Raw genomic sequence first — 22,020 nt, 5'->3', positions numbered from 1 at the left:
GTAGGTACAATAAGGCAAAGTTAACGAACTATTAATATCAAAAAAATTAAATTTATCCCGCTATATAGCACACTTATTTTTCCCGCTCAATGGTATAAGCAATAAGCTGCTCCAGAGAGGCACGTGATGGGGATGGGGGGAAGGTATTCAGAATTGCCAGCGCCTCTGCATGGTACTGGTTCATTAACTTTATGGTATATTCAATACCACCGGATAATTTTACAAAATCAATCACCTGCTGCACACGCTTGCTGTTGCCATTGTTGTTCTTCACATTATAGATTACGCGGCGCTTGGTCAGCCAATCGGCACTGCGGAGGGCGTGAATCAGCGGCAGGGTCATTTTTTTCTCTTTTATGTCGATGCCCACCGGCTTTCCGATTTCAGCAGTACCGTAATCAAACAGGTCGTCTTTTATCTGAAAGGCAATACCCACTTTCTCGCCGAACAGCCGCGCCTTCTCCACCTCTTCTCTGGAGGCACCTGCGGAGGCAGCTCCAACTGCGCAGCAGGAGGCAATCAGGGAAGCTGTTTTCTGGCGGATAATATCGAAGTATACATCCTCTGTGATATCGAGACGGCGGGCTTTCTCAATCTGAAGCAACTCTCCTTCGCTCATCTCTTTCACTGCATTCGATACAATTTTGAGCAGCTCATAATCATCGTTTTGCAGCGAGAGCAACAGGCCTTTGGAGAGCAGGTAATCGCCCACCAACACGGCTATCTTGTTTTTCCAGAGGGCGTTAACGGAGAAGAAACTGCGGCGGTAATTGGCATCGTCCACCACATCGTCGTGCACAAGGGTAGCGGTATGCAACAACTCTATGAGCGCTGCCCCACGGTAGGTAGCATCGCTGATGTCAGGGCGGAAAAGTTTGGCCGTGAAGAACACAAACATCGGACGCATCTGCTTGCCTTTACGCTTCACGATGTAGCTCATGATCCGATCCAAAAGCAGCACCTTCGATTTCATCGAGGTCCTGAACTTCTTCTCGAACAGCTCCATTTCCGGCGCAATAGGCGCTTGTATTTCCTTTAGGCTGATGCTCATATGTTAAGTCCGCAATATTACTACCTGCTGCAGTGGTTTCCAAACGTGAGTTAGCAAAACGGGGTTTAATTGCGGCTTAATTGTTAGATTGCTGCTTTCTCCATTGTTAAATGGTTGAATGGTTAAATTGTTTGATAAAAGAGAGGTTTCTGAAAAATGCTATTTGTTCAGGCTGGCATTTTCATTCTGCAATAAATGAGCGCGCTCACTTTTGCTTTAACAGCTGTTACAATGCAGTGTTAAAAACGGGAGGCCATTCAATAAAATGGTGAAATTGAAACTTTAAGGATGTCGATAACTTATAAAAGCCAGACAAGTGTGCTGGAGTAATGTTCGCCTGATTTAGTGATTTACTAAATCAACAGTTTAACAATGAAGCCATTTAACAATTAAACAGATGAAAGTAGATTTTGTAGTATACCCTGAACACGGACGCCCTTTTACCGCCGATGCCACCTATATGCCCGACGGCCAGCCAAAGCCCGTTGTCATTTTCACGCACGGCTTCAAAGGCTTTAAGGATTGGGGGCATTTTAACCTGCTGGCACGTCACTTTGCTGAAAAGGGGTTTGCGTTTATAAAGTTCAACTTCGCCTACAACGGTACAACTGTAGAGGATCCTAGCGATATGCACGACCTCGAGGCCTTTGGCAATAATAACTTTAGCCTGGAACTGGATGACCTGCAGGCATTAATTGATTTGCTGTATGATGCATCCGGACCCATCACGCAAAGTGAACTTGATCTGAACAGGATTTACCTGATTGGCCACAGCCGCGGAGGCGGAGCTGTTATACTAAAAGCCGCCGAAGACACCCGTGTGAAAGCCGTTGCCACCTGGGCGGCTGTGAGTGACTATGATCAACGCTGGACAAAAGAACAGATGCACCAATGGAAACTGGACGGCGTGCAATGGATTATAAATAGCCGGACAGGGCAGCAGATGCCTCTTTATTACCAGATGGTAGAAGACTACTATCAGAACCAGCATCGCCTCGACATTCCGGAAGTTATCAAAAAGATGCAGCAGCCCTTGCTTATTCTGCATGGTGGCCAGGACGAGACAGTACCCGTGCAAATGGCCCATGCGCTGAGAAACTGGAAAGCAGATGCAGAACTGCACCTCCTGCCAGAGGCAAACCATTCCTTTGGCGGTTCGCACCCTTACGAGCACGGCGAACTACCGGAAGCAGCCCGCACCGCCGCTGATATGTCTATCGATTTTTTCCAAAAGCATGCCTGAGTTATACCTGCTCCTGGGCGGCAACCTTGGCGAACGCAGCGCTTACTTAGCGGATGCCCGTAAAAGTATCGCCGCAGCAGTTGGGCCCATCACCCAATGTTCAAAGCTATATGAAACAGCCGCCTGGGGAAACACAGATCAACCTGCCTTCCTGAACCAGGTGTTAGCAGTGCAAACCGAACTGGCGCCCGAACAGGTGTTACAAAAGGTAAACGCAATTGAACAGGAACTGGGCAGGGTGCGCCTTGCGCATTGGGGCGCCCGCGTCATTGACATCGACATTTTATTCTACGACCAGCTCGTGCTCCAAAGCCAGCGCCTCACTATCCCCCACCCGCAACTCCACCTGCGTCGTTTTACCTTGCTGCCCCTGGCAGAAATAGCTCCACAGCTGGTGCACCCGGTGCTGGGAAAAACGGTGGAAGACTTGCTGGAGAATTGCCCCGACACCTTGGAGGTTCGGGCATATCAGGCATAGGATACGCTGGCATGCGCAGCATCTAGCAGCTTCAGCACGTCTTTTCTGTTTTCTGAGTTCATGCGATACTATATGTAATGCTTCACACATAAAGGTTACTGACGCCTTTATCCTTCGAAGCAATTTTCATCATCTCACAATCTCTACCCAGCCTTTGTAGGTGGCGCGGGCCTGGCTGGGGTCCAGGGTGTGGAACTCCACCTCGGCCTCGTAGTAGTAGGTGCCGTCGGTGAGGCGGTTGCCGTCGTTGTCCACCCCCGCCCAGTTGATGTAGAGGTCGTCGCCCCCGCTCTGCGCGCGCCGCTCGTACACCTGCACCCCCCAGCGGTTGAACACCCTGAAGTGCATGCTCCGGATGAAGGCCGTCCTGCGGTCGGGACGGAACACGTCGTTCATCCCGTCCCCGTTCGGGGTGATGATGTTGGGCAGCAGGAACGAGATGCAGTTGTCCTTGCACACCTCGTTGCTCAGGGGGCTCTCCCGGCCCGCCGTGTCGGTGGCCGTCACCACGTAGCAGCCCGCAAACGACTCCAGCCCCCCGTGCGTGTAGGTGGTCTCCTCGGTGGTGCCCAGCGCCACGTACTCCACCTCCAGCGAGGGCCGGAAGTAGACCGTGTAGAAGGCTATCTGGTCGGTGCAGTCGCCCGTGACCTGCGGCACCCACGTGAGCACGTTCTCATACGGCGGCTCCTGCGGGTTGCGCGCGAAGGCCTCGCAGTCGAGCTGGTCCACGCTCAGCTCCGGGGCGCACACCACCCGCTCCAGCAGCGCGCACGCCTCCTGGCTCCGGTTGCGCAAAGGCTCCGGAAGGCCCGCTATGCCGTAGCCCCCCGCCGTCTCCACCACGTAGCAGTAGGTGCGCCCCCGCTCCAGCCCCAGGCCCCCGAAGGCGCCCGTGTCGCGGTAGCTGCCACCCGAGCCCGTGGCCTGCACGCTGTCGATGAGCACCAGCTCCGCACCCTCCTGCCGGTAGATGCGGTGCAGGAAGGCCCCGTTGTCCCAGGGCACCTCGTACGTCCAGCTCACCTCCAGGGCCGCCTCGTCGCCGGCAGCGGCCGCCACCTCCAGCCGCACGCTCGAGGCCTCCACGCTCTCGCGCAGCTCCGTGGGCTCGCCCCCGGCCTCAGACTGGTAGAACTCCAGGCGGTAGCGGTAGGCCAGCTCCTGCGTGTTGAGCCCCGTGTCCACGAAGACCGTGTCAGCCATCTCGCGGCTGCGGAACACCTCCACAAAGCCCTCCCCGGCGCCCATGCCCTCCTTGCGGTAGAGGCGGTACTCCAGCGGCGGGGTCAGCATGCTCACCTCGGGCTGCGTCCAGCGCACCGTCACCTGCCCCTGCTCAATGTCCGTCTCGTCCACCGTCACGTTGGTCAGGTAGGGGATGTCCTGGTTGATGGCCACGCAGGCCTCGTTGGAGGCCAGGCTCTCGCCCCGCGCCGGCGCCGGGAACTCGGCGTAGATGATGTAGCAGTACTCCACCCCGGCCTGCAGCCCCTCCCCGCCGTTGTCGTCGAAGAAGGTGGCCACCCCGGCCTCCACCTCCCCTACCAGCACGTAGCCCGTGGAGGCGGGCACGCCCGTCTCGCACTCGTCGGGCACGAAGCCCGAGGGGCCCTCCCGCCGGTAGATGCGGATGGCAGAGGCGTTCTGGCAGGCGTAGGGGTCCCAGTTGAGCGTCACGCTCCGGTCACCCCCCTGCGCGGCCAGGTTCTCCGGCGCCGGGCCCACCACCCGGATGTTCCAGGCCTGCAGGTCGGCCAGCCGCGTCTCGCCCGGCGGCCGCACGTCCTCGGCCCGGAAGACCACCTGGTAGGGACGCTCCCGCACGTCGCCGCAGTCGGTGAGCCAGTTCAAAAGCCCCCGCGCCTCGCCCGGCTGGCGCACCGTCTGCTCGAAGGTGGCCGGCGGCACGATGCCAGAGCCCGCCACCGTCAGGTTTATCAGGTCCCCGTCCGGATCAGTGGCCACCACCACCCCGCGAAGCTCCGTGCCGGCCACAATACACGTGTCCTTCGGCTCCAGGACAGGAGGACAATTAAGTGCTTCTTCTACCAGTATCTGCATGTCGCGCACCACCTCGCCCAGCTTCACGGCACCGCCGTTGGGCGAGATGCGCCACTCCTCCACCACGAAGGCCACGTTGTACTCCCCCTGCCGGCAGGGCGCGTCCCAGGTCATCTGACCCGTCAATGGATCCAGCGAAAGGGTGGCAGGGCCGGAACCACCGCCGGTATCACAGGCATCGCCTGTCTCACAGATGAATGTCAGGTGGGGCAGGCTGTAGGCTGGAACGGGCGAGATATTGCCGTTCACATCGCGGTGGCGCGGCACAATCAGTTTAAAGGAGAGGCTGTCGCCGTCAGCGTCGTAAGCGCCGGGGTTGTGCACGAACCGACGCCCGACTAACGCCACATCTATGGGAGCCACCGTAAGGGCAGGCGTACTGTTGAAGCCCCGCAGCGCGTTGATGTTAATGACGGTCTCGATGTAAAAGGAGTGCTGCTGTGAGGGAGCCGCCATATTCAGGATGAAGTTGTTGCGGTTAATGCCGTTCCACGAAATGACAAAAGTACCGTCAGAGCCGTAGGTATGCTCCCAGGTATAGACCCACTGCTCAGTTTCATTCCCTATATCCGTAACAGAAGCAACATCAACTTCTAACATGCCTTCTCCTGTATCGATATCTACCGTCAGATTCCTTTCAGTTGACCCGGTATCCCGGTAAATAGTCATGGTGAAGAAGAAGCGGCGCGGGTTAGGGTTAGGAGTGGTGTCGCGCTTTGCCGTAATATCTCCTGCCCGGATATGCGTAGCCTGCGCCTCTGTGAAAGTGCCTAGCAAAAGCACCAGTAGCCATAGCAGACCAATTTGCCACAGATACTTCTTGTCAAGAAAAAATGGCATCGTTATATATCAAGGGATGTGCAATTAACTTGAATAAGATAAATATACTTATTTTATATTATTAAGATACAATCTATTCATGTTATTACATCAAACCTAAGCGAAACTTTTTCTATTGCGTTTTGAATCGGCTACACACCTACTAAAAACAAAAGCCCTCCCCCGCACAAGCAAGGAAGGACTCTGAACTGATGGTGGTATAGAGAATATTACTCTGCAGAACTTACTTCTGCTGTACGGTCTATCTTCTTTACAAGGCCCTGCAACACTTTGCCCGGGCCACATTCTACAAAATGCGTCGCGCCATCGGCAACCATCTGCTGTACAGACTGTGTCCAGAGCACTGGTGCCGTTAATTGCTTAATCAGGTTCTGCCGGATCTCCTGTGGATCGGTGTGCGGTCTGGCATCTACATTTTGGTAGACAGGGCAAATACCGTCACTAAAAGTTGTGTCTTTAATGGCTTGCGCAAGTTCTACTTCTGCGGGTTTCATCAGGGGGGAGTGAAATGCACCACCTACCGGTAAGGGAAGCGCCCGTTTGGCACCTGCTGCTTTCATTTTCTCACAGGCAATTTCTATTCCTCTGTTGGAGCCTGAAATCACTAACTGGCCCGGGCAGTTGAAATTTGCTGCTACCACTATTTCATCCTCAATGGAGGCGCAGATTTCCACTACTTTGTCATCTTCCAAGCCGAGGATAGCCGCCATCGTAGAAGGGTTTGCCTCACATGCCATCTGCATGGCCAGCGCACGCTTGTATACTAACTTCAGGCCATCTTCAAAACTCAGCACCTTACTGGCAACCAAAGCCGAAAATTCCCCGAGCGAATGCCCTGCCACCATGTCCGGATTGAAATCTTTGGCTACTGCTGCCTGCGCGACAGAATGCAGGAAAATAGCAGGTTGTGTTACTCTTGTTCGCTTCAGCTCCTCTTCGGTGCCAGTGAACATGATGTCTGTAATATTGAAACCCAGAATGTCGTTCGCCTTGTCGAACAGCCTCTTTGCCTCGGTGTGCTGCTCATACAAGTCTTTCCCCATACCTGTAAACTGAGAACCCTGCCCCGGGAAAACATATGCCTTCATTTCGTTGATTGTTTATTGTTGTTCGTTTATCGTTTCCTTCCTGGATAGCTAAATTGCTGAATGGTTAAATCGTTATATGGCTGCTCAAAACACATGAGCCCTAACAACTCATCAATTCAACCATTTAAGCTACAAACCTCGCCCGTTCTTCCGGGCTCGGCAGCATGCATGCTTCTGTTTGTCCGGCAATTTTATAGCGATGCCTGGCTATAAAGCGGTACAAGAAGTTGCGGAAAGATAAAGGAATAAACCGGAAATAGTAAAGCACCGGGAATGGAAAGTTAAGGTGACGTGCAATCCGAAGCACCGCATCGGACTCTGTAAAAAGCCTGCCCTGCTCATAAAACACAACTGAATCCGGCAGTGGGTCAGGGCGTTGCGAAAGCGGAACCAAGTTCTCTAACACGCCGGATTGCAGGGCCGCAAAATTCAGATTGCGGCCCTTGTTATGTTTCAGTACCAGCTGTACGCTCGCCTGGCAAAAGCCGCAGGTGCCATCGTAAAAAACGATTGGCTTCCCCTGCAGCTGTTCTGTTTTGTTATTCATAATCATCTGACGATCTCAACCCATCCTTTGTAGGTGGCGCGGGCCTGGCTGGGGTCCAGGGTGTGGAACTCCACCTCGGCCTCGTAGTAGTAGGTGCCGTCGGTGAGGCGGTTGCCGTCGTTGTCCACCCCCGCCCAGTTGATGTAGAGGTCGTCGCCCCCGCTCTGCGCGCGCCGCTCGTACACCTGCACCCCCCAGCGGTTGAACACCCTGAAGTGCATGCTCCGGATGAAGGCCGTCCTGCGGTCGGGACGGAACACGTCGTTCATCCCGTCCCCGTTCGGGGTGATGATGTTGGGCAGCAGGAACGAGATGCAGTTGTCCTTGCACACCTCGTTGCTCAGGGGGCTCTCCCGGCCCGCCGTGTCGGTGGCCGTCACCACGTAGCAGCCCGCAAACGACTCCAGCCCCCCGTGCGTGTAGGTGGTCTCCTCGGTGGTGCCCAGCGCCACGTACTCCACCTCCAGCGAGGGCCGGAAGTAGACCGTGTAGAAGGCTATCTGGTCGGTGCAGTCGCCCGTGACCTGCGGCACCCACGTGAGCACGTTCTCATACGGCGGCTCCTGCGGGTTGCGCGCGAAGGCCTCGCAGTCGAGCTGGTCCACGCTCAGCTCCGGGGCGCACACCACCCGCTCCAGCAGCGCGCACGCCTCCTGGCTCCGGTTGCGCAAAGGCTCCGGAAGGCCCGCTATGCCGTAGCCCCCCGCCGTCTCCACCACGTAGCAGTAGGTGCGCCCCCGCTCCAGCCCCAGGCCCCCGAAGGCGCCCGTGTCGCGGTAGCTGCCACCCGAGCCCGTGGCCTGCACGCTGTCGATGAGCACCAGCTCCGCACCCTCCTGCCGGTAGATGCGGTGCAGGAAGGCCCCGTTGTCCCAGGGCACCTCGTACGTCCAGCTCACCTCCAGGGCCGCCTCGTCGCCGGCAGCGGCCGCCACCTCCAGCCGCACGCTCGAGGCCTCCACGCTCTCGCGCAGCTCCGTGGGCTCGCCCCCGGCCTCAGACTGGTAGAACTCCAGGCGGTAGCGGTAGGCCAGCTCCTGCGTGTTGAGCCCCGTGTCCACGAAGACCGTGTCAGCCATCTCGCGGCTGCGGAACACCTCCACAAAGCCCTCCCCGGCGCCCATGCCCTCCTTGCGGTAGAGGCGGTACTCCAGCGGCGGGGTCAGCATGCTCACCTCGGGCTGCGTCCAGCGCACCGTCACCTGCCCCTGCTCAATGTCCGTCTCGTCCACCGTCACGTTGGTCAGGTAGGGGATGTCCTGGTTGATGGCCACGCAGGCCTCGTTGGAGGCCAGGCTCTCGCCCCGCGCCGGCGCCGGGAACTCGGCGTAGATGATGTAGCAGTACTCCACCCCGGCCTGCAGCCCCTCCCCGCCGTTGTCGTCGAAGAAGGTGGCCACCCCGGCCTCCACCTCCCCTACCAGCACGTAGCCCGTGGAGGCGGGCACGCCCGTCTCGCACTCGTCGGGCACGAAGCCCGAGGGGCCCTCCCGCCGGTAGATGCGGATGGCAGAGGCGTTCTGGCAGGCGTAGGGGTCCCAGTTGAGCGTCACGCTCCGGTCACCCCCCTGCGCGGCCAGGTTCTCCGGCGCCGGGCCCACCACCCGGATGTTCCAGGCCTGCAGGTCGGCCAGCCGCGTCTCGCCCGGCGGCCGCACGTCCTCGGCCCGGAAGACCACCTGGTAGGGACGCTCCCGCACGTCGCCGCAGTCGGTGAGCCAGTTCAAAAGCCCCCGCGCCTCGCCCGGCTGGCGCACCGTCTGCTCGAAGGTGGCCGGCGGCACGATGCCAGAGCCCGCCACCGTCAGGTTTATCAAATCCCCGTCAGGGTCAGTGGCCACCACCACCCCGCGAAGCTCTGTGCCGGCAACGATGCATGTGTCTTTCGGCTCCAGGACAGGAGGACGGTTAGGCGTCTCGCGCACCAGTATCTGCATGTCGCGCACCACCTCGCCCAGCTTCACGGCACCGCCGTTGGGCGAGATGCGCCACTCCTCCACCACGAAGGCCACGTTGTACTCCCCCTGCCGGCAGGGTGCGTCCCAAGTCATCTGACCCGTCAATGGGTCCAGTGAGAAGGTTGCAGGGCCCGAAGCGTCGGAGGTCGTACAGTTGAAGATGAGGTGGGGCAGGTTGTAGCCCGGGACGGGCGAGATGTTGCCGTTCACGTCCTCGTAGCGGGGCACAATCAGCTTAAAGGAGAGGCTGTCGCCATCGGCATCGTAGGCGCCGGGGTTGTGGACGTATCTTCGTCCCACTGCAGCAATATCTATTGGATCCACTGTCAGGATAGGTGTGCTGTTGAAGCCCCGCAGTGCGTTGATGTTGATGACGGTCTCAATAAAGAAGGAGCGTTGATCTGAGGGCGGCGCCATGTTCAGGATGCCGAGGTTACGGTTTACCCCCACCCAGGATACCCTGAAAGTACCGTCAGAAGGAAAGGTGTACTCCCACATGTATACTTCTCTGTCGGTCTCGTTTCCGATATCGACCACTGAGTCGCGGGGAACCTCTAATATTACTCCTCCGCCCATGTTCATAAACACGATCGGATCTTCAGCGGAAGAAGCCTGATCGGTGAAAATGTTCATTCTGAAAAAGAATCTCCGCGGATTAGGGTTTGGAGTGGTATCGCGAACTGCTGTTATGTCTCCTGCCCGGATATGTGTAGCCTGTGCCTCCGTGAAACTTCCCCACAATGCTATCAGCACTAACAACAGACTGCCGCGCAGCAAATACTTCATGCGTAAACTGTTTGGCATACGATTATATATTTGGCGGTAAATATAGGTAGTAAATATAGGTATTTATCTAAACTCAATTTTTTAGATTTTATTGTCAACAAATTGTCAACAAAAGGATTGCAGGGAGGTTATAAACCTGTAACCTTTTGTGGTACGCGTAACAATTTAGATTGATTCAAAATATGAAGCTAAAATTGGTTTATATAAGGTCCGCTATTACCTTTGGTAATTAAAAACCCTTATTTATTTAACCTATAACAAACACAAATGAGTTGGTTTACTAAAACGTTTTCCAGTACAATGGGGCGCAAAATCATCATGTCGATTACGGGCCTTTTCCTGTGTTCTTTCCTGGTAGTACACCTTATTGGTAACCTGCAGCTTTTTTATGATGACGGAGGGGCCGCCTTCAACCTCTACTCCTATTTTATGGCCAACAACATTGTTATCCGTATCATGGAAATAGTACTACTGCTTGGCTTTCTTTTCCATATTTATGATGCTATCGTGCTGACGCGTAAGAACAAGGCAGCCCGCCCGATTGAATACGCAGAGGTTCGCCCGCAGGAAAACAGCACATGGTCTTCCCGCAACATGGGTTTGTTAGGCACTGTTATTCTTGTTTTCCTCATCATTCATCTTTGGAACTTCTTCGTTCCTGCCCGCTTCGGTGGCCTGGAAGGCGTTGTGATAGAGGGGGCAGAGTATGAAAACCTTTACGTAAGAGTTGTTGAGTCTTTCCAGATCTGGTGGTATGTACTTATTTACGTGCTCGCGATGGTGGCGCTGGCTTACCACCTGATTCACGGTTTCCAGAGCGGCTTCCAGACCCTTGGCTTAGACCATAAAAAATATACGCCATTTATTCAGATGTTTGGTTACGCGTTTTCAGTTATTGTGTGTCTTGGCTTTGCCATTATCCCACTTTACTTCTTCTTTTTATACTAACCTGTCTTTTATTTCGCTATGATATTAGATTCTAAAATCCCGGAAGGCCCAGTAGCTGAAAAGTGGGATAAGCATAAATTTAATGTAAAGCTGGTAAACCCGGCTAACAAAAGAAAATACGATATAATTGTAGTTGGTACCGGTTTAGCTGGTGCTTCTGCCGCTGCTACCCTGGGAGAACTTGGCTACAACGTAAAAGCGTTCTGTTTCCAGGACTCTCCGCGCCGCGCGCACTCTATTGCCGCACAAGGTGGTATCAACGCCGCAAAAAATTACCAGAACGACGGTGATTCTGTTTTCCGTCTTTTCTACGACACTGTAAAGGGAGGTGACTACCGTTCGCGCGAAGCAAACGTTTACCGCCTGGCCCAGGTGTCGGTTAACATCATCGACCAGTGTGTGGCGCAGGGTGTGCCTTTCGCCCGCGACTACGGCGGGTTGCTTGCCAACCGTTCATTTGGTGGTGCGCAGGTATCGCGTACGTTCTACGCCCGCGGCCAGACCGGTCAGCAGCTGTTACTGGGTGCGTACTCTGCCCTGAACCGCCAGGTGGCTTACGGTAAGGTAAAGGTGTTCCCACGCACAGAAATGCTGGACCTGGTGATGGTAGACGGCAAAGCACGTGGCATTGTGGTTCGTAACCTGATTACAGGTAAAATTGAATCGCATAGTGCACACGCCGTGATACTGGCAACAGGTGGTTACGGCAACGTGTTCTTCCTTTCTACTAACGCCATGGGTTCTAACGCTACGGCAGCCTGGAGAGCCTATAAGAAAGGAGCCTTGTTTGCGAACCCTTGCTTTACGCAGATTCACCCAACCTGTATCCCGGTATCTGGTGAGTACCAGTCCAAGCTGACGCTGATGTCTGAATCGCTTCGTAACGACGGACGTGTGTGGGTGCCTAAGACGGTGGAGATGGCGCAGCGATTAAGAAAAGGTGAAATCACTGTAAATGATATCGCAGAAGCAGATCGTGATTACTACCTGGAGCGCAAGTACCCTGCTTTCGGTAACCTGGTGCCGCGCGACGTGGCTTCCCGTAACGCAAAACTTGTTTGTGACGAAGGACGCGGTGTTGGTTCATCGGGCCTTGCAGTATACCTTGACTTTGCAGATGCCATCAAGCGTGAAGGACAGGCAGCTATTGCAGCGAAGTATGGTAACCTGTTCGAGATGTATGCCAAGATTACGGATGAGAACCCATACGAAAAACCAATGCGCATTTATCCGGCCGTTCACTATACCATGGGTGGCCTTTGGGTAGATTACAACCTAATGACAACTGTTCCGGGCTTGTATGCCGCTGGTGAGTGCAACTTCTCTGACCATGGTGCGAACCGGCTTGGTGCCTCAGCATTGATGCAAGGATTGGCTGATGGTTACTTTGTGATTCCTTATACCATTGGTGATTACCTGGCTAAGATGCCTTACGATAAAGTACCAACGGATCACCCTGCCTTCAGAGAAGCAGAGCAGGCCGTAATTGATAAAAACAACCAGTTACTCGCTATCCAGGGCACCCGCACCGTAGATTCTTTCCACAAGGAGCTAGGGTTGATTATGTGGGAACACTGTGGTATGGCTCGTAACGAAGAAGGCTTGAGATTTGCCAAACAGGAAATCCGCAGAGTACGCGAAGCGTTCTGGCGTGATGTGAAAGTGACCGGCGTAGGCGAAGAGCTGAATCAGACCCTGGAGCGTGCCAACCGTGTGGCTGACTTTATTGAGTTGGCTGAACTAATGGTAGATGATGCCCAGAGCAGAAAAGAATCGTGTGGTGGTCACTTCCGCGAGGAGTCTCAGACACCGGAAAACGAAGCCCTGCGTGATGATGAGAATTATGCTTATGTGGCAGCCTGGGAGTTTACGGGTGTTGGTAACGAGCCAAGGCTACACAGAGAGGATCTCGAGTTCGAGAACGTGAAACTCACGCAGCGTAGCTATAAATAAATAATGATAATTAAAGATTAGAAATTCAAAATCAGAATGAACAGCCTGAGAAAATTGTTATACAAGGGCATCAATTCTGATAATTTCTAATTCATAATTTATAATTTCTAATTTAAAAGAAATGGCTGGAAGTAATCCAAATGCTAAACCAATGTCCTTGACTCTAAAGGTTTGGCGCCAAAAAAATAGAGATACAGCAGGTCAAATGGTAACATACCCTGTAAAGAACGTTTCTCCTGACATGTCGTTTTTGGAGATGCTGGATGTGTTGAACGATGACCTGGAAGTACGTAACGAAGAGCCCATCGCCTTCGACCATGACTGCCGCGAAGGTATCTGCGGAGCGTGTAGCCTGTTCATCAACGGCCGTGCACACGGGCCGGAGCGGGGCACCACTACCTGTCAGTTGCACATGCGCCACTTTAAAGATGGCGACACCATTACCATCGAGCCCTGGAGAGCAGCTGCCTTCCCGGTTCATAAGGACTTAGTGGTGGACCGTTCTGCTTTTGATCGTATCCAGCAGGCTGGTGGTTACATCTCTGTGAACACAGGTGGTGTGCCGGACGCCAACGAGATTCCAATCCCAAAGACAGTAGCAGACAAAGCGTTCGACGCAGCTACCTGCATCCAATGTGGTGCCTGTGTGGCCGCCTGTAAAAATGCCTCTGCTATGCTATTTGTAAGTGCAAAGGTGTCGCAGCTCGCCCTGCTTCCGCAAGGTAAGACTGAGCGCAAGACGCGTGTGGAGAACATGGTTGCCCAGATGGACATTGAAGGCTTCGGAGCTTGTACTAACACAGGTGCCTGCGCTGCAGAGTGTCCGGTTGGTATCTCTTTGGAGAACATCAATAAGCTCAGAAGAGAGTTTATTGTTGCAAAAGCAACCTCTGAGAACATAGCTTAATAAACCTTAACCATAAGTAAAGGCGGGGCAGCTACTGTTCCCGCCTTTTTTATTTTTACCCGGTGCATTACCTCTATGCTTCATGCACCGGAAGTGAACATAAGTAAAACGTCCTCCTTTATAACCTATGTTGATATAAACTGTTAAAGGAGATATAAGAAAACATTATATGATCACAATCATATCAGGCACGAACAGACCCGCCTCCAGATCCAGAGCCATTGCTGACTTATACGCCTCTATGCTGGACGCACGGCAGGAGACCTATCATATTATAGATTTAGCTGACTTACCTGCTGATTTCATTGTTTCAGCGATGTACAAGAATACAGGCAAGAATGAGGAATTCAATAAGCTTATTCAAGTTATCGAGGATTCGGAGAAATTTGTCTTCGTGGTTCCGGAATATAATTCTTCCTTCCCTGGCGTATTAAAGGCTTTTATTGATGCGCTCAGCTACCCCTGCCCGTTTAAGGATAAGAAAGGGGCTTTGATTGGCTTATCGTCGGGTATGCAAGGCAGCGGCCTTGCCCTTAGCCACCTCACGGATATACTGCATTACCTGGGCATGCACATCATGGCCATGAAGCTGAAGTTTGCCCACATCGAAAAAAACTTTGACGGCAAAATCATCACCAGCGACCTCTACAATGAACTGATGGAAGAACATATTGATCAGCTTATTCGATTTTAGAGGCTTCTCTCTTTCCGTTTCAGGTAGGCGTATAAACAGAAAGCCCCTGCATGCGCGCATGCAGGGGCTTTCTGTTTAGGATTGATTGCTATCCGTTTAGTCCACGTTGTCGTGCAGGAAACGGTTGTCGCCTAAAATCTCATTGTCGTCGTTGAGGTTAAAGCGGGAGATGTTACGCTCAGAAGAGTGTGATACTCTGTCTAACGCCACATTGCGGCGCAGGTAAGCAGGTACATCCAGCTTCTCTTTAATAGCCTCAGAAGTGATTTCTGAACTCAGCATGCGCAAACGCTCACGACGCTCTTCCGCACGACGCTGCATCAACTCACGCTCTTCTGCTAAACGGCTTGCCGCCTCGCGCTCACGTGCCGCACGGCCATCGTCTTCGCGGGGGGCATTGTACGTAGAACCGGTTGGGTTCTGTACATCGCCATCCAGTTCAAAAATAATTGGCTGCGGCCTTACTGGCTGCGGCTCCGGGCGGTGCACCGGCTGCTGCTCATATGTTGGCGGCGCGGCTGGCGGCGGTGTTTGCTGTACAGGAGGTTGCTGTGGCGTAACCACAGGAGCAGGCGCTACAGGGCGCGACACAAAGGCAGCTACCTCTTGTGCAGGCTCTGGTCTTACAGGCTCAGTTATCTCTATTTTTTTTTGGCTTTCTAAATCAAAAAAAGTTTTTTTTGGCTCTATGATGCTTTCCGCGTCACTGGCGAAGCCAGTGGCAATCACCGTCACACGGATGCTCTGACCAAGAGAAGAATCAATACCGTGGCCGAAGATAACTTCAGCTTCCTGACCGGCTTTATCCTGGATATACTCAGTGATTTCAGTCAGTTCATCCATTTCCAGTTCCGCCTGCTCGCCAGACATAATTGAAAGCAGGATCTTCTGTGCACCGTGGATGTCGGTGTTATTGAGCAAAGGAGATGAAAGTGCTTCTTCAGCAGCACGCAGGGCACGGCCCTCGCCCTCTGTTGTGGCAGAACCCATCACTGCAGCACCAGAGTCTTTCATAACTGTTTTAACGTCTTCAAAGTCAACGTTTACTTCAGCAGTAACCGTGATGATTTCAGCTATGGATTTAGCAGCTGTTGTCAGCACGTTGTCTGCCTTGGCGAAAGCCTCACGTATGGTCAGGTTTCCGAACATCTCGCGCAGCTTGTCGTTGAGGATCACCAGGATGGTATCACAATTTTCGCTCAGCTCCTTTATACCGTTCTCTGCCGCTACTTTCTTCTTCTTACCTTCAAACACGAAAGGAGCAGTAACGATACCCACTGTCAGGATGCCCAGTTCTTTGGCTACTTTCGCAATAACCGGGGCAGCACCTGTACCGGTACCACCGCCCATACCAGCCGTGATAAACACCATTTTAGTGTCATTGCTTAGCATCTCCCGTATTTCTTCCTTGCTTTCAAGTGCGGCGTGTTTACCTTTTTCGGGGTTAGCACCTGCACCCAAGCCTTCTGTCAGGTTCTGACCGATAGCAAGTTTGTTTGGAACGCTGCTGCTCTTTAAAGCCTGCGAATCCGTGTTACAGATGATAAACTCTACATCTTTGATGCCCTGGCTATACATGTGGTTTACAGCATTGCTGCCACCGCCCCCGACGCCAATTACTTTTATGATAGACTTACCACTGGCCGGCAAGTCAAATGAATACATTGAAGTCATGCTATTTTCTCCTGCTCTAAAATGGGTTAATAACTTTGTTTGTTGTCGATGTCGTCTGATAAGAAGCCCTTCAGCTTTTGCAAAAGGCCACCTCCACTGTTACTGCTGCCAGGTGTGCTTTTCGGCTCTGGCTGTTTCTGATACACAGGCTCATTAACAGCTGTGTAATGGTCCACGCGCTGATCTAGTGGCTGATAGCCGGCAAGCACCAACCCGACACTGGTCGCATACATCGGGCTTTTCACAGCGTCTACCTTAGACCTGCCCAGATGCTCGTTCGGATAACCGATACGCGTATCCATGCCCGTAATGTACTCTACCAACTGCACCAGGTTCTGTAACTGGGAGCCCCCTCCTGTTACTACAATGCCTCCCGCCAGGCTATTGCCATAACCTGAGCGCACTATTTCAGCATATACTAATTCTACAATCTCCTCCATCCTTGCCTCAATGATATACGCAAGGTTCTTCAGCGAGATCTCCTTCGGTGTACGGTCACGCAAACCAGGTATGGAGACAATCTCGTTCTCGGAGGCTTCGTCGGCGATAGCTCGGCCAAACTTCACCTTCAGCTGTTCTGCCTGGTTTTGCATCACCATGCAGCCCTGCTTTATATCAGAGGTAATGATATTTCCCCCAAAAGGTAAAACTGCCGTATGGCGGATAATATTGTCTTTAAAGATGGCTACATCTGTCGTGCCGCCGCCTACATCTACCAGCGCCACGCCTGCTTCCTTCTCCTCCTCACTCAGCACAGACATGCTGGATGCCAGAGGCTCCAGGATCAGCTGGTCAACCTCCAGGCCTGCGCGCGATACGCACTTGTTGATGTTGTTGATGGCGTTGGACTGCGCTGTGATGATATGGAAGTTCCCCTCCAGGCGCACACCAGACATACCCACCGGATCAACAATACCTTCTTCATAATCTACCTTATACTCCTGCGGCATCACGTGAATGATCTCGCTTCCGGGAGGTGTCACCAACCGGTACATGTCGTTCGTAAGGCGATTTACATCCTCTACCGTAATCTCATGGTCGGTTACCTGGCGTGTGATGCTGCCGTTGTGGAGCAGGCTTTTAATATGCTGCCCTGCAATGCCTACGTTCACTACACCAATGTTGATACCCGACTGTTCCTCGGCCTGACGAATCGCTTTGCGGATGGCTTCCACTGTTTTGTCGATATTGCTTACTATGCCGCGTACCACCCCCTCAGAGGTAGCTTTTCCCATCCCTAATATCTCCAGCTTGCCAAACTCATTTTTACGACCTACAAGTGCGCAAACTTTGGTTGTGCCAATATCCAAGCCTACTACTATTTTGTCGTTCTGCATATCTTTTTTCTGTTATTCACAAATTATCTGGTCTTCATATTCAATGTTCACTCTTTTATACTTTTCCCAACCCATCACAGGCAGTACCTCTTTATAAAAGATCATTAGCTTCTTAAACTTTTGGTCTACCCGTACAGGCTTGCCAAACTCGATGGTGTGCTCGCCTACCTGCGGCAGAAAAGACACCTCCCCTCTGCCGTCTATGTGCATCTGGGCAATTTGGGCTTTCCAAAACTGGTCGTTCTCGATGAACTGCAGCAGGGAAAGGTAAGACTGGCCTATAGAATCCTGAAAGAATCCTTTGTCAGATGACTTGATAAGTGCTGACTTGGTAATGGGTATTACACGAGCGGTGTATCTGTCGGACAGAGGAAGGATGTTACCCTCTGCATCAATGTAGACGTCTTGTTGATCGGTTCGTATAATTCTAGCAATAGGCCTTGTTTGTTTTACTTTTACATGCACGTTTCCATCTAAGCCCCGGTACACCTCCGCATCCTTCACAAACTTGTTTGCTTCAATGCGCTTTTCGAGGTTCTTCAGGTCGATGTCCTGGTTATAAAGACCCTCCAGTTTCCGCTCACCTTCACGTGTTAGCAGGTCCCGAACTTCCTTATCCCCAATAAAGTAATTATTGTACTCATTATCAATAATTATTGATACTTTCTCACAGATTTTTTCATTTTGCCGTGAGGAAGCAAATCCAGCCAAAGCACCAATGGACATAATGCTACAACCTGCAAAAATTAAAGATTTTATTTTACTATTCAAGCCCATCTCAGTTATTTTCTAAAAAATTTCTCAATGGCCTTACCAGCGTATCTATATCACCGGCTCCAATAGTGGCTAAAACGTCAAAATTACCGTTTTTGGACAGTTTTTCGACTACTTCTTCTTTTGAAACCAAGCTTTTAATTGGACACTTTACCTGCTCCAAAATGATATCGGAAGTTACCCCTTCTATCGGTTTCTCACGTGCCGGATAGATATCTAGCAGAATCAGTTCATCAGCCTTGCTCAGACTCTCTGCAAACTCGTCTGCAAAGTCTCGTGTGCGCGAAAAAAGGTGCGGCTGAAATATCACTAAAATTTGCTTGTTTGGATACAGCGCCCGCAGCGAAGTCATAAATGCATCTATCTCTTTCGGGTGGTGGGCGTAGTCGTCGATGTATACTTTGCCCTTGCCTTCGTACACAAATTCAAAACGCCGTTTCACTCCCGTGTACGCCGCTACGCCGCGCTTAATTTCCTCCTCTGGAACCTCTAATACCTGCGCCGCCAGCGTAGCCGCCAAGGTGTTTTCCACGTTGTGGAAACCCGGTACGCCAAGGCGTAAACCGCTGATGTTACCAAACGGGCTCACCATGTTATATTCAAACCAACGCCCGTTGATCTGAATGTTTTCTGCGTAAGCCTCTCCACTGTTCAAACTGTACCTGATTACCTGCACGCCTTCCTGCACTTTTTCCGTCAGCCGCGGGTCCGTGTTTTCGTGTAAAAACAGGTATCCGCCCGGCTTTATTTGGCTAATGAACTTCTGAAAAGTACGTATCAGTTCCTCGTTATCACCATAAATATCCAAATGGTCTGGGTCTGCGGAAGTTACAATTGCAATTTCCGGAAACAGCGTCAGGAACGAACGGTCATACTCATCGGCTTCCACTACCACCACCTCTTTTTCAACAGCTCCTTTCCCTATCAGCAGGTTCGAATTCAGGTTGGTAGCGATACCACCTAAAAAGGCGGAACAGTCTACACCAGCATGATGCAGCAGCTGCGTCACGATGGAAGAAGTGGTCGTTTTGCCATGAGTTCCGGCCACTGCAACCGTATAAGCCGATGCCGTGATGATACCCAACACTTCCGAACGCTTTTTGATGGTGTAGTCCTGCTCCTTCAGGTAAGCCCACTCGGTGTGCTCTGCCGGAATAGCGGGTGTTAATACCACCAATGTTTCCTCTTTATGCTGCAAGACTTCCTGCGGCAGCAGGTTTACATCATCCTCATAGTGCACCACAATACCCTCCTGCTCCAGCGCCTCGGTTAAGGTGGTGCGGGTTTTATCATAGCCCCACACCGGGTAACCTTTGGCTTTGAACCAGCGGGCAATGGCGCTCATTCCGATGCCGCCGATGCCTAAGAAGTAGATGTATGTATAGTCTTCCAGTTTCACTTGATCAGTCCGATTAGCTCGTTCACAATATCGGCCGCCGCATTCGGGCGGGCCATTTTCAGAATGTTCGTGCGCAGGCGCCTTTGCTCCTGCTCATCCTGCGCCAGTTGTAAAGCAGCAGGTACTAACTTCTCAGCTGCCTCCGCATCACGCACCAGTATGGCAGCATTTTGCTGCACGAGCGCCATGGCATTCTTCGTCTGATGGTCTTCAGCCACATTCGGCGAAGGCACCAGCACGGAGGGTTTCCCCGCAAGACAAAGCTCTGAAATAGACAAAGCGCCTGCCCTGGAAATCACGATGTCGGCCGCGGCATAGGCTAAGTCCATGCGCTTTATAAAGTCAAAGGCGCGTACATCCTGCGCTTTATGCTTTTCTTCCAGCGCCTGTGCCTCCGGATGATAGAGCCTTCCTGTTTGCCAAATCAGCTGATAACCTGCCTGAATGATTTTCTCCAGGCCGGCAGCGATGCTATGGTTTATGGTTCTGGCACCAAGGCTACCGCCGATGACCAGTATCGTTTTCTTTTCTCCAATCAGGCCAAAGTGCTGCAGCGCCTCCTGCCGTTTACTTTGGCTGTTCATGATGTCGCTGCGCACCGGGTTTCCTGTCAGCACCAGCTTCTCAGCCGGGAAAAACTGCTGCATGTTCGGATACGCCACGCATACTTTGTCCACCCGCTTGGCCAACAGTTTGTTGGTGATGCCGGCGTAAGAATTCTGCTCCTGAATAAGCGCCGGCACTCTACGGGCCGTAGCCGCATACAACAAAGGCCCACTAGCGTAGCCACCAACTCCTACTACGGCATCCGGTTTAAAATCCCGGATTATCTTATGGGCTGCACGCACACTGGAAAACACCTTGAACGGGAACGACAAGTTGTCCAGCGTCAGGCGCCGTTGTAAGCCGCTAATCCACAGTCCTACAATTTTATACCCGGCTTCCGGCACACGCGTCATCTCCATCCGGCCTTTCGCCCCCACAAACAGGATCTCCGCCTCCGGGTTCACCTCCTTCAGTTGGTTCGCAATGGCCACAGCCGGGTATATATGCCCGCCGGTGCCGCCACCACTGATGATAACACGATATGGTCTGTTAGACTCAGGCATTCACAGGTGTGTTAACAGGTGCATTTACAGTGGCAGTCGCCATGGCTGTACGTTCTAATTCGCTTTCGTTACGGCTTACACTCAAAATAATTCCGATGGAAATACCGGTAAAAATCAGGGAGGTACCTCCCATACTCAGCAGTGGCAGCGGCAAACCCGTAATTGGGCCCAGACCTACGGCTACCGCCATGTTGACCATTCCCTGCAATACAAGGCTAAAACTCAAGCCAGCAGATAACAGTCCTCCAAAAGCCCCATTGCTCTTACTCACCGTGACGAGCCCCCGGTAAAGGAGCGCCAGGTATAAGAACAGCACTGTCACGCCTCCTATCAAACCGTATTCTTCCAGGATGATAGAGTAAATAAAGTCAGAGTAAGGGTGCGGCAGAATATCGCGCTGATCGCTGTTACCGGGCCCTTTGCCTACCACACCACCTGTGGCAATGGCAATGTAAGACTGCTCCAGCTGAAAAGGCACCTCGTTCGGGTCCATGAAATCCTGCACACGGCTGATGGCCGTATCCATCCGCTGCCCCACCGCCAAACCTATACCTCCTACTACTATTCCCACTGCAATTACGCCTGCCAAGTACTTAACCGGCACCCTGCCAATGAACATGAGCAGCATGCAGGTGCCGAAAAGCAATACAGCAGTAGAAGTGTTTGTCATGGCAATGAGCGCACATATAACTACTGTCCAGCCGAAAATAGGTAATAAGGTCCCCTTCAGGTCATGCAGCACCTGCTGTCTTTTCGACAGCATGCTGGCCAGGTAAGATATCAGGGCTAGTTTTGCTAAATCCGAAGGCTGGAATGTTTGGTTAATAACCGGAATGGTAATCCAGCGGGAAGCTTCGTTGATGTTGGAACCGTAGAAATAGGTTACGATAAGCAGCGGTGCTGACAGCAGCAGCGCCATCAGCGAAAGCTTGGAGTAATAGCGGTAGTTTATTTTATGGGCGGCCCACATAAAGGCCAGGCCAACAATGATCAGGAAAGAATGCTTGAACAGGAAATACTCCGTGTTGCCTTCCATCTTTTTGTAAGCAAGCGTACCCGTTGCAGAATACACCACGGCCACACTGATCAGTGAGAACACGATCACGATTCCCCATAGCACGGGATCTCCATTCAGGTTTTTCTGTAACCACTGCTTTTTCATAAACCTTT

General features: G+C 52.6%; 17 protein-coding genes. 6 read left to right on the top strand and 11 right to left on the bottom strand.

Going from position 1 to position 22,020, the window contains the following annotated elements:
- Positions 1-73 precede the first annotated feature (73 nt).
- Positions 74-1,051 (bottom strand): polyprenyl synthetase family protein, encoded by a 978-nt coding sequence (locus DXT99_RS07265; RefSeq protein WP_115564871.1) that lies wholly within the window; start codon positions 1,049-1,051, stop codon positions 74-76.
- Between the two features lie 397 nt (positions 1,052-1,448).
- Here DXT99_RS07265 and DXT99_RS07260 point away from each other — a divergent pair, with 397 nt between their 5' ends.
- Together DXT99_RS07260 and folK are read left to right on the top strand one after the other, a co-directional pair.
- Positions 1,449-2,294 carry an alpha/beta hydrolase family protein gene (locus DXT99_RS07260; protein WP_115564870.1) on the top strand — a complete coding sequence of 282 codons (846 nt, stop codon included), beginning with the start codon at positions 1,449-1,451 and terminating at the stop codon, positions 2,292-2,294.
- Positions 2,287-2,772 (top strand): 2-amino-4-hydroxy-6-hydroxymethyldihydropteridine diphosphokinase, encoded by a 486-nt coding sequence (folK, locus tag DXT99_RS07255; RefSeq protein WP_115564869.1) that lies wholly within the window; start codon positions 2,287-2,289, stop codon positions 2,770-2,772. Before DXT99_RS07260 ends, folK begins: the two co-directional genes overlap by 8 nt.
- A 129-nt stretch (positions 2,773-2,901) precedes the next feature.
- Here the strand turns inward: folK and DXT99_RS07250 are convergent, their stop codons facing one another.
- The 4 genes from DXT99_RS07250 to DXT99_RS07235 form a co-directional block, all read right to left on the bottom strand.
- The gene (locus DXT99_RS07250; RefSeq protein ID WP_115564868.1) at positions 2,902-5,676 is read right to left on the bottom strand and encodes a T9SS type B sorting domain-containing protein; all 2,775 of its coding nucleotides are present in this window, start codon (positions 5,674-5,676) and stop codon (positions 2,902-2,904) included.
- A 209-nt stretch (positions 5,677-5,885) separates the two neighbouring features.
- Positions 5,886-6,764 carry an ACP S-malonyltransferase gene (gene fabD, locus DXT99_RS07245; RefSeq protein ID WP_115564867.1) on the bottom strand — a complete coding sequence of 293 codons (879 nt, stop codon included), beginning with the start codon at positions 6,762-6,764 and terminating at the stop codon, positions 5,886-5,888.
- A gap of 124 nt (positions 6,765-6,888) precedes the next feature.
- On the bottom strand, positions 6,889-7,311 hold the full coding sequence (locus DXT99_RS07240; RefSeq protein ID WP_246000518.1) for a thiol-disulfide oxidoreductase DCC family protein: 423 nt from the start codon (positions 7,309-7,311) through the stop codon (positions 6,889-6,891).
- Positions 7,312-7,313: 2 nt separating this feature from the next.
- Positions 7,314-9,902 (bottom strand): T9SS type B sorting domain-containing protein, encoded by a 2,589-nt coding sequence (locus tag DXT99_RS07235; protein ID WP_115565028.1) that lies wholly within the window; start codon positions 9,900-9,902, stop codon positions 7,314-7,316.
- 420 nt (positions 9,903-10,322) lie between these two features.
- On the opposite strand from DXT99_RS07235, the gene DXT99_RS07230 reads away from it, so the two are divergent.
- The 4 genes from DXT99_RS07230 to DXT99_RS07215 all read left to right on the top strand — a co-directional run bounded on the left by DXT99_RS07230 (position 10,323) and on the right by DXT99_RS07215 (position 14,557).
- Entirely contained in the window at positions 10,323-11,003 is a 681-nt protein-coding gene (locus tag DXT99_RS07230) for a succinate dehydrogenase cytochrome b subunit (protein WP_115564865.1), read from the top strand.
- Between the two features lie 18 nt (positions 11,004-11,021).
- A complete protein-coding gene (locus tag DXT99_RS07225) occupies positions 11,022-12,956 on the top strand; it encodes a fumarate reductase/succinate dehydrogenase flavoprotein subunit (RefSeq protein WP_115564864.1) in 1,935 nt (644 codons plus the stop codon).
- A gap of 151 nt (positions 12,957-13,107) precedes the next feature.
- On the top strand, positions 13,108-13,863 hold the full coding sequence (locus DXT99_RS07220; RefSeq protein ID WP_115564863.1) for a succinate dehydrogenase/fumarate reductase iron-sulfur subunit: 756 nt from the start codon (positions 13,108-13,110) through the stop codon (positions 13,861-13,863).
- 169 nt (positions 13,864-14,032) lie between these two features.
- On the top strand, positions 14,033-14,557 hold the full coding sequence (locus tag DXT99_RS07215; RefSeq protein ID WP_115564862.1) for an NADPH-dependent FMN reductase: 525 nt from the start codon (positions 14,033-14,035) through the stop codon (positions 14,555-14,557).
- A 96-nt stretch (positions 14,558-14,653) separates the two neighbouring features.
- Here DXT99_RS07215 and ftsZ read toward each other — a convergent pair whose 3' ends face one another.
- Genes ftsZ through DXT99_RS07185 form a run of 6 tightly spaced genes read right to left on the bottom strand, consistent with a single transcriptional unit; the run spans position 14,654 to position 22,012 of the window.
- A complete protein-coding gene (gene ftsZ / locus DXT99_RS07210; protein WP_181885058.1) occupies positions 14,654-16,231 on the bottom strand; it encodes a cell division protein FtsZ in 1,578 nt (525 codons plus the stop codon).
- Positions 16,232-16,257: 26 nt separating this feature from the next.
- Positions 16,258-17,568: a cell division protein FtsA gene (ftsA, locus tag DXT99_RS07205; RefSeq protein ID WP_115564860.1), complete on the bottom strand. Its 1,311-nt coding sequence runs from the start codon at positions 17,566-17,568 to the stop codon at positions 16,258-16,260.
- Positions 17,569-17,580: 12 nt separating this feature from the next.
- A complete protein-coding gene (locus DXT99_RS07200) occupies positions 17,581-18,345 on the bottom strand; it encodes a cell division protein FtsQ/DivIB (protein WP_115564859.1) in 765 nt (254 codons plus the stop codon).
- Position 18,346: 1 nt separating this feature from the next.
- Positions 18,347-19,741 (bottom strand): UDP-N-acetylmuramate--L-alanine ligase, encoded by a 1,395-nt coding sequence (gene murC, locus DXT99_RS07195; protein WP_115564858.1) that lies wholly within the window; start codon positions 19,739-19,741, stop codon positions 18,347-18,349.
- Entirely contained in the window at positions 19,738-20,850 is a 1,113-nt protein-coding gene (gene murG, locus DXT99_RS07190) for an undecaprenyldiphospho-muramoylpentapeptide beta-N-acetylglucosaminyltransferase (RefSeq protein WP_115564857.1), read from the bottom strand. The genes murC and murG overlap by 4 nt, the downstream gene beginning before the upstream one ends.
- Positions 20,843-22,012 carry an FtsW/RodA/SpoVE family cell cycle protein gene (locus DXT99_RS07185; protein WP_115564856.1) on the bottom strand — a complete coding sequence of 390 codons (1,170 nt, stop codon included), beginning with the start codon at positions 22,010-22,012 and terminating at the stop codon, positions 20,843-20,845. Before DXT99_RS07185 ends, murG begins: the two co-directional genes overlap by 8 nt.
- Between the last annotated feature and the right edge of the window lie 8 nt (positions 22,013-22,020).

Source organism: Pontibacter diazotrophicus (genome assembly GCF_003367245.1).
GTDB classification, from domain to species: Bacteria; Bacteroidota; Bacteroidia; order Cytophagales; family Hymenobacteraceae; genus Pontibacter; species Pontibacter diazotrophicus.
The sequence above is the reverse complement of the archived record's forward strand: the minus strand, read 5'-3'. Positions and strand labels throughout refer to the sequence as shown.

What these genes read in the sequence shown, in the direction of transcription:
- DXT99_RS07265 (WP_115564871.1), bottom strand. Translation starts at nt 1,051, where the DNA reads ATGAGCATCAGCCTAAAGGAAATACAAGCGCCTATTGCGCCGGAAATG.
- DXT99_RS07260 (WP_115564870.1), top strand. Translation starts at nt 1,449, where the DNA reads ATGAAAGTAGATTTTGTAGTATACCCTGAACACGGACGCCCTTTTACC.
- folK (WP_115564869.1), top strand. Translation starts at nt 2,287, where the DNA reads ATGCCTGAGTTATACCTGCTCCTGGGCGGCAACCTTGGCGAACGCAGC.
- DXT99_RS07250 (WP_115564868.1), bottom strand. Translation starts at nt 5,676, where the DNA reads ATGCCATTTTTTCTTGACAAGAAGTATCTGTGGCAAATTGGTCTGCTA.
- fabD (WP_115564867.1), bottom strand. Translation starts at nt 6,764, where the DNA reads ATGAAGGCATATGTTTTCCCGGGGCAGGGTTCTCAGTTTACAGGTATG.
- DXT99_RS07240 (WP_246000518.1), bottom strand. Translation starts at nt 7,311, where the DNA reads ATGAATAACAAAACAGAACAGCTGCAGGGGAAGCCAATCGTTTTTTAC.
- DXT99_RS07235 (WP_115565028.1), bottom strand. Translation starts at nt 9,902, where the DNA reads ATGAACATTTTCACCGATCAGGCTTCTTCCGCTGAAGATCCGATCGTG.
- DXT99_RS07230 (WP_115564865.1), top strand. Translation starts at nt 10,323, where the DNA reads ATGAGTTGGTTTACTAAAACGTTTTCCAGTACAATGGGGCGCAAAATC.
- DXT99_RS07225 (WP_115564864.1), top strand. Translation starts at nt 11,022, where the DNA reads ATGATATTAGATTCTAAAATCCCGGAAGGCCCAGTAGCTGAAAAGTGG.
- DXT99_RS07220 (WP_115564863.1), top strand. Translation starts at nt 13,108, where the DNA reads ATGTCCTTGACTCTAAAGGTTTGGCGCCAAAAAAATAGAGATACAGCA.
- DXT99_RS07215 (WP_115564862.1), top strand. Translation starts at nt 14,033, where the DNA reads ATGATCACAATCATATCAGGCACGAACAGACCCGCCTCCAGATCCAGA.
- ftsZ (WP_181885058.1), bottom strand. Translation starts at nt 16,231, where the DNA reads ATGACTTCAATGTATTCATTTGACTTGCCGGCCAGTGGTAAGTCTATC.
- ftsA (WP_115564860.1), bottom strand. Translation starts at nt 17,568, where the DNA reads ATGCAGAACGACAAAATAGTAGTAGGCTTGGATATTGGCACAACCAAA.
- DXT99_RS07200 (WP_115564859.1), bottom strand. Translation starts at nt 18,345, where the DNA reads ATGGGCTTGAATAGTAAAATAAAATCTTTAATTTTTGCAGGTTGTAGC.
- murG (WP_115564857.1), bottom strand. Translation starts at nt 20,850, where the DNA reads ATGCCTGAGTCTAACAGACCATATCGTGTTATCATCAGTGGTGGCGGC.
- DXT99_RS07185 (WP_115564856.1), bottom strand. Translation starts at nt 22,012, where the DNA reads ATGAAAAAGCAGTGGTTACAGAAAAACCTGAATGGAGATCCCGTGCTA.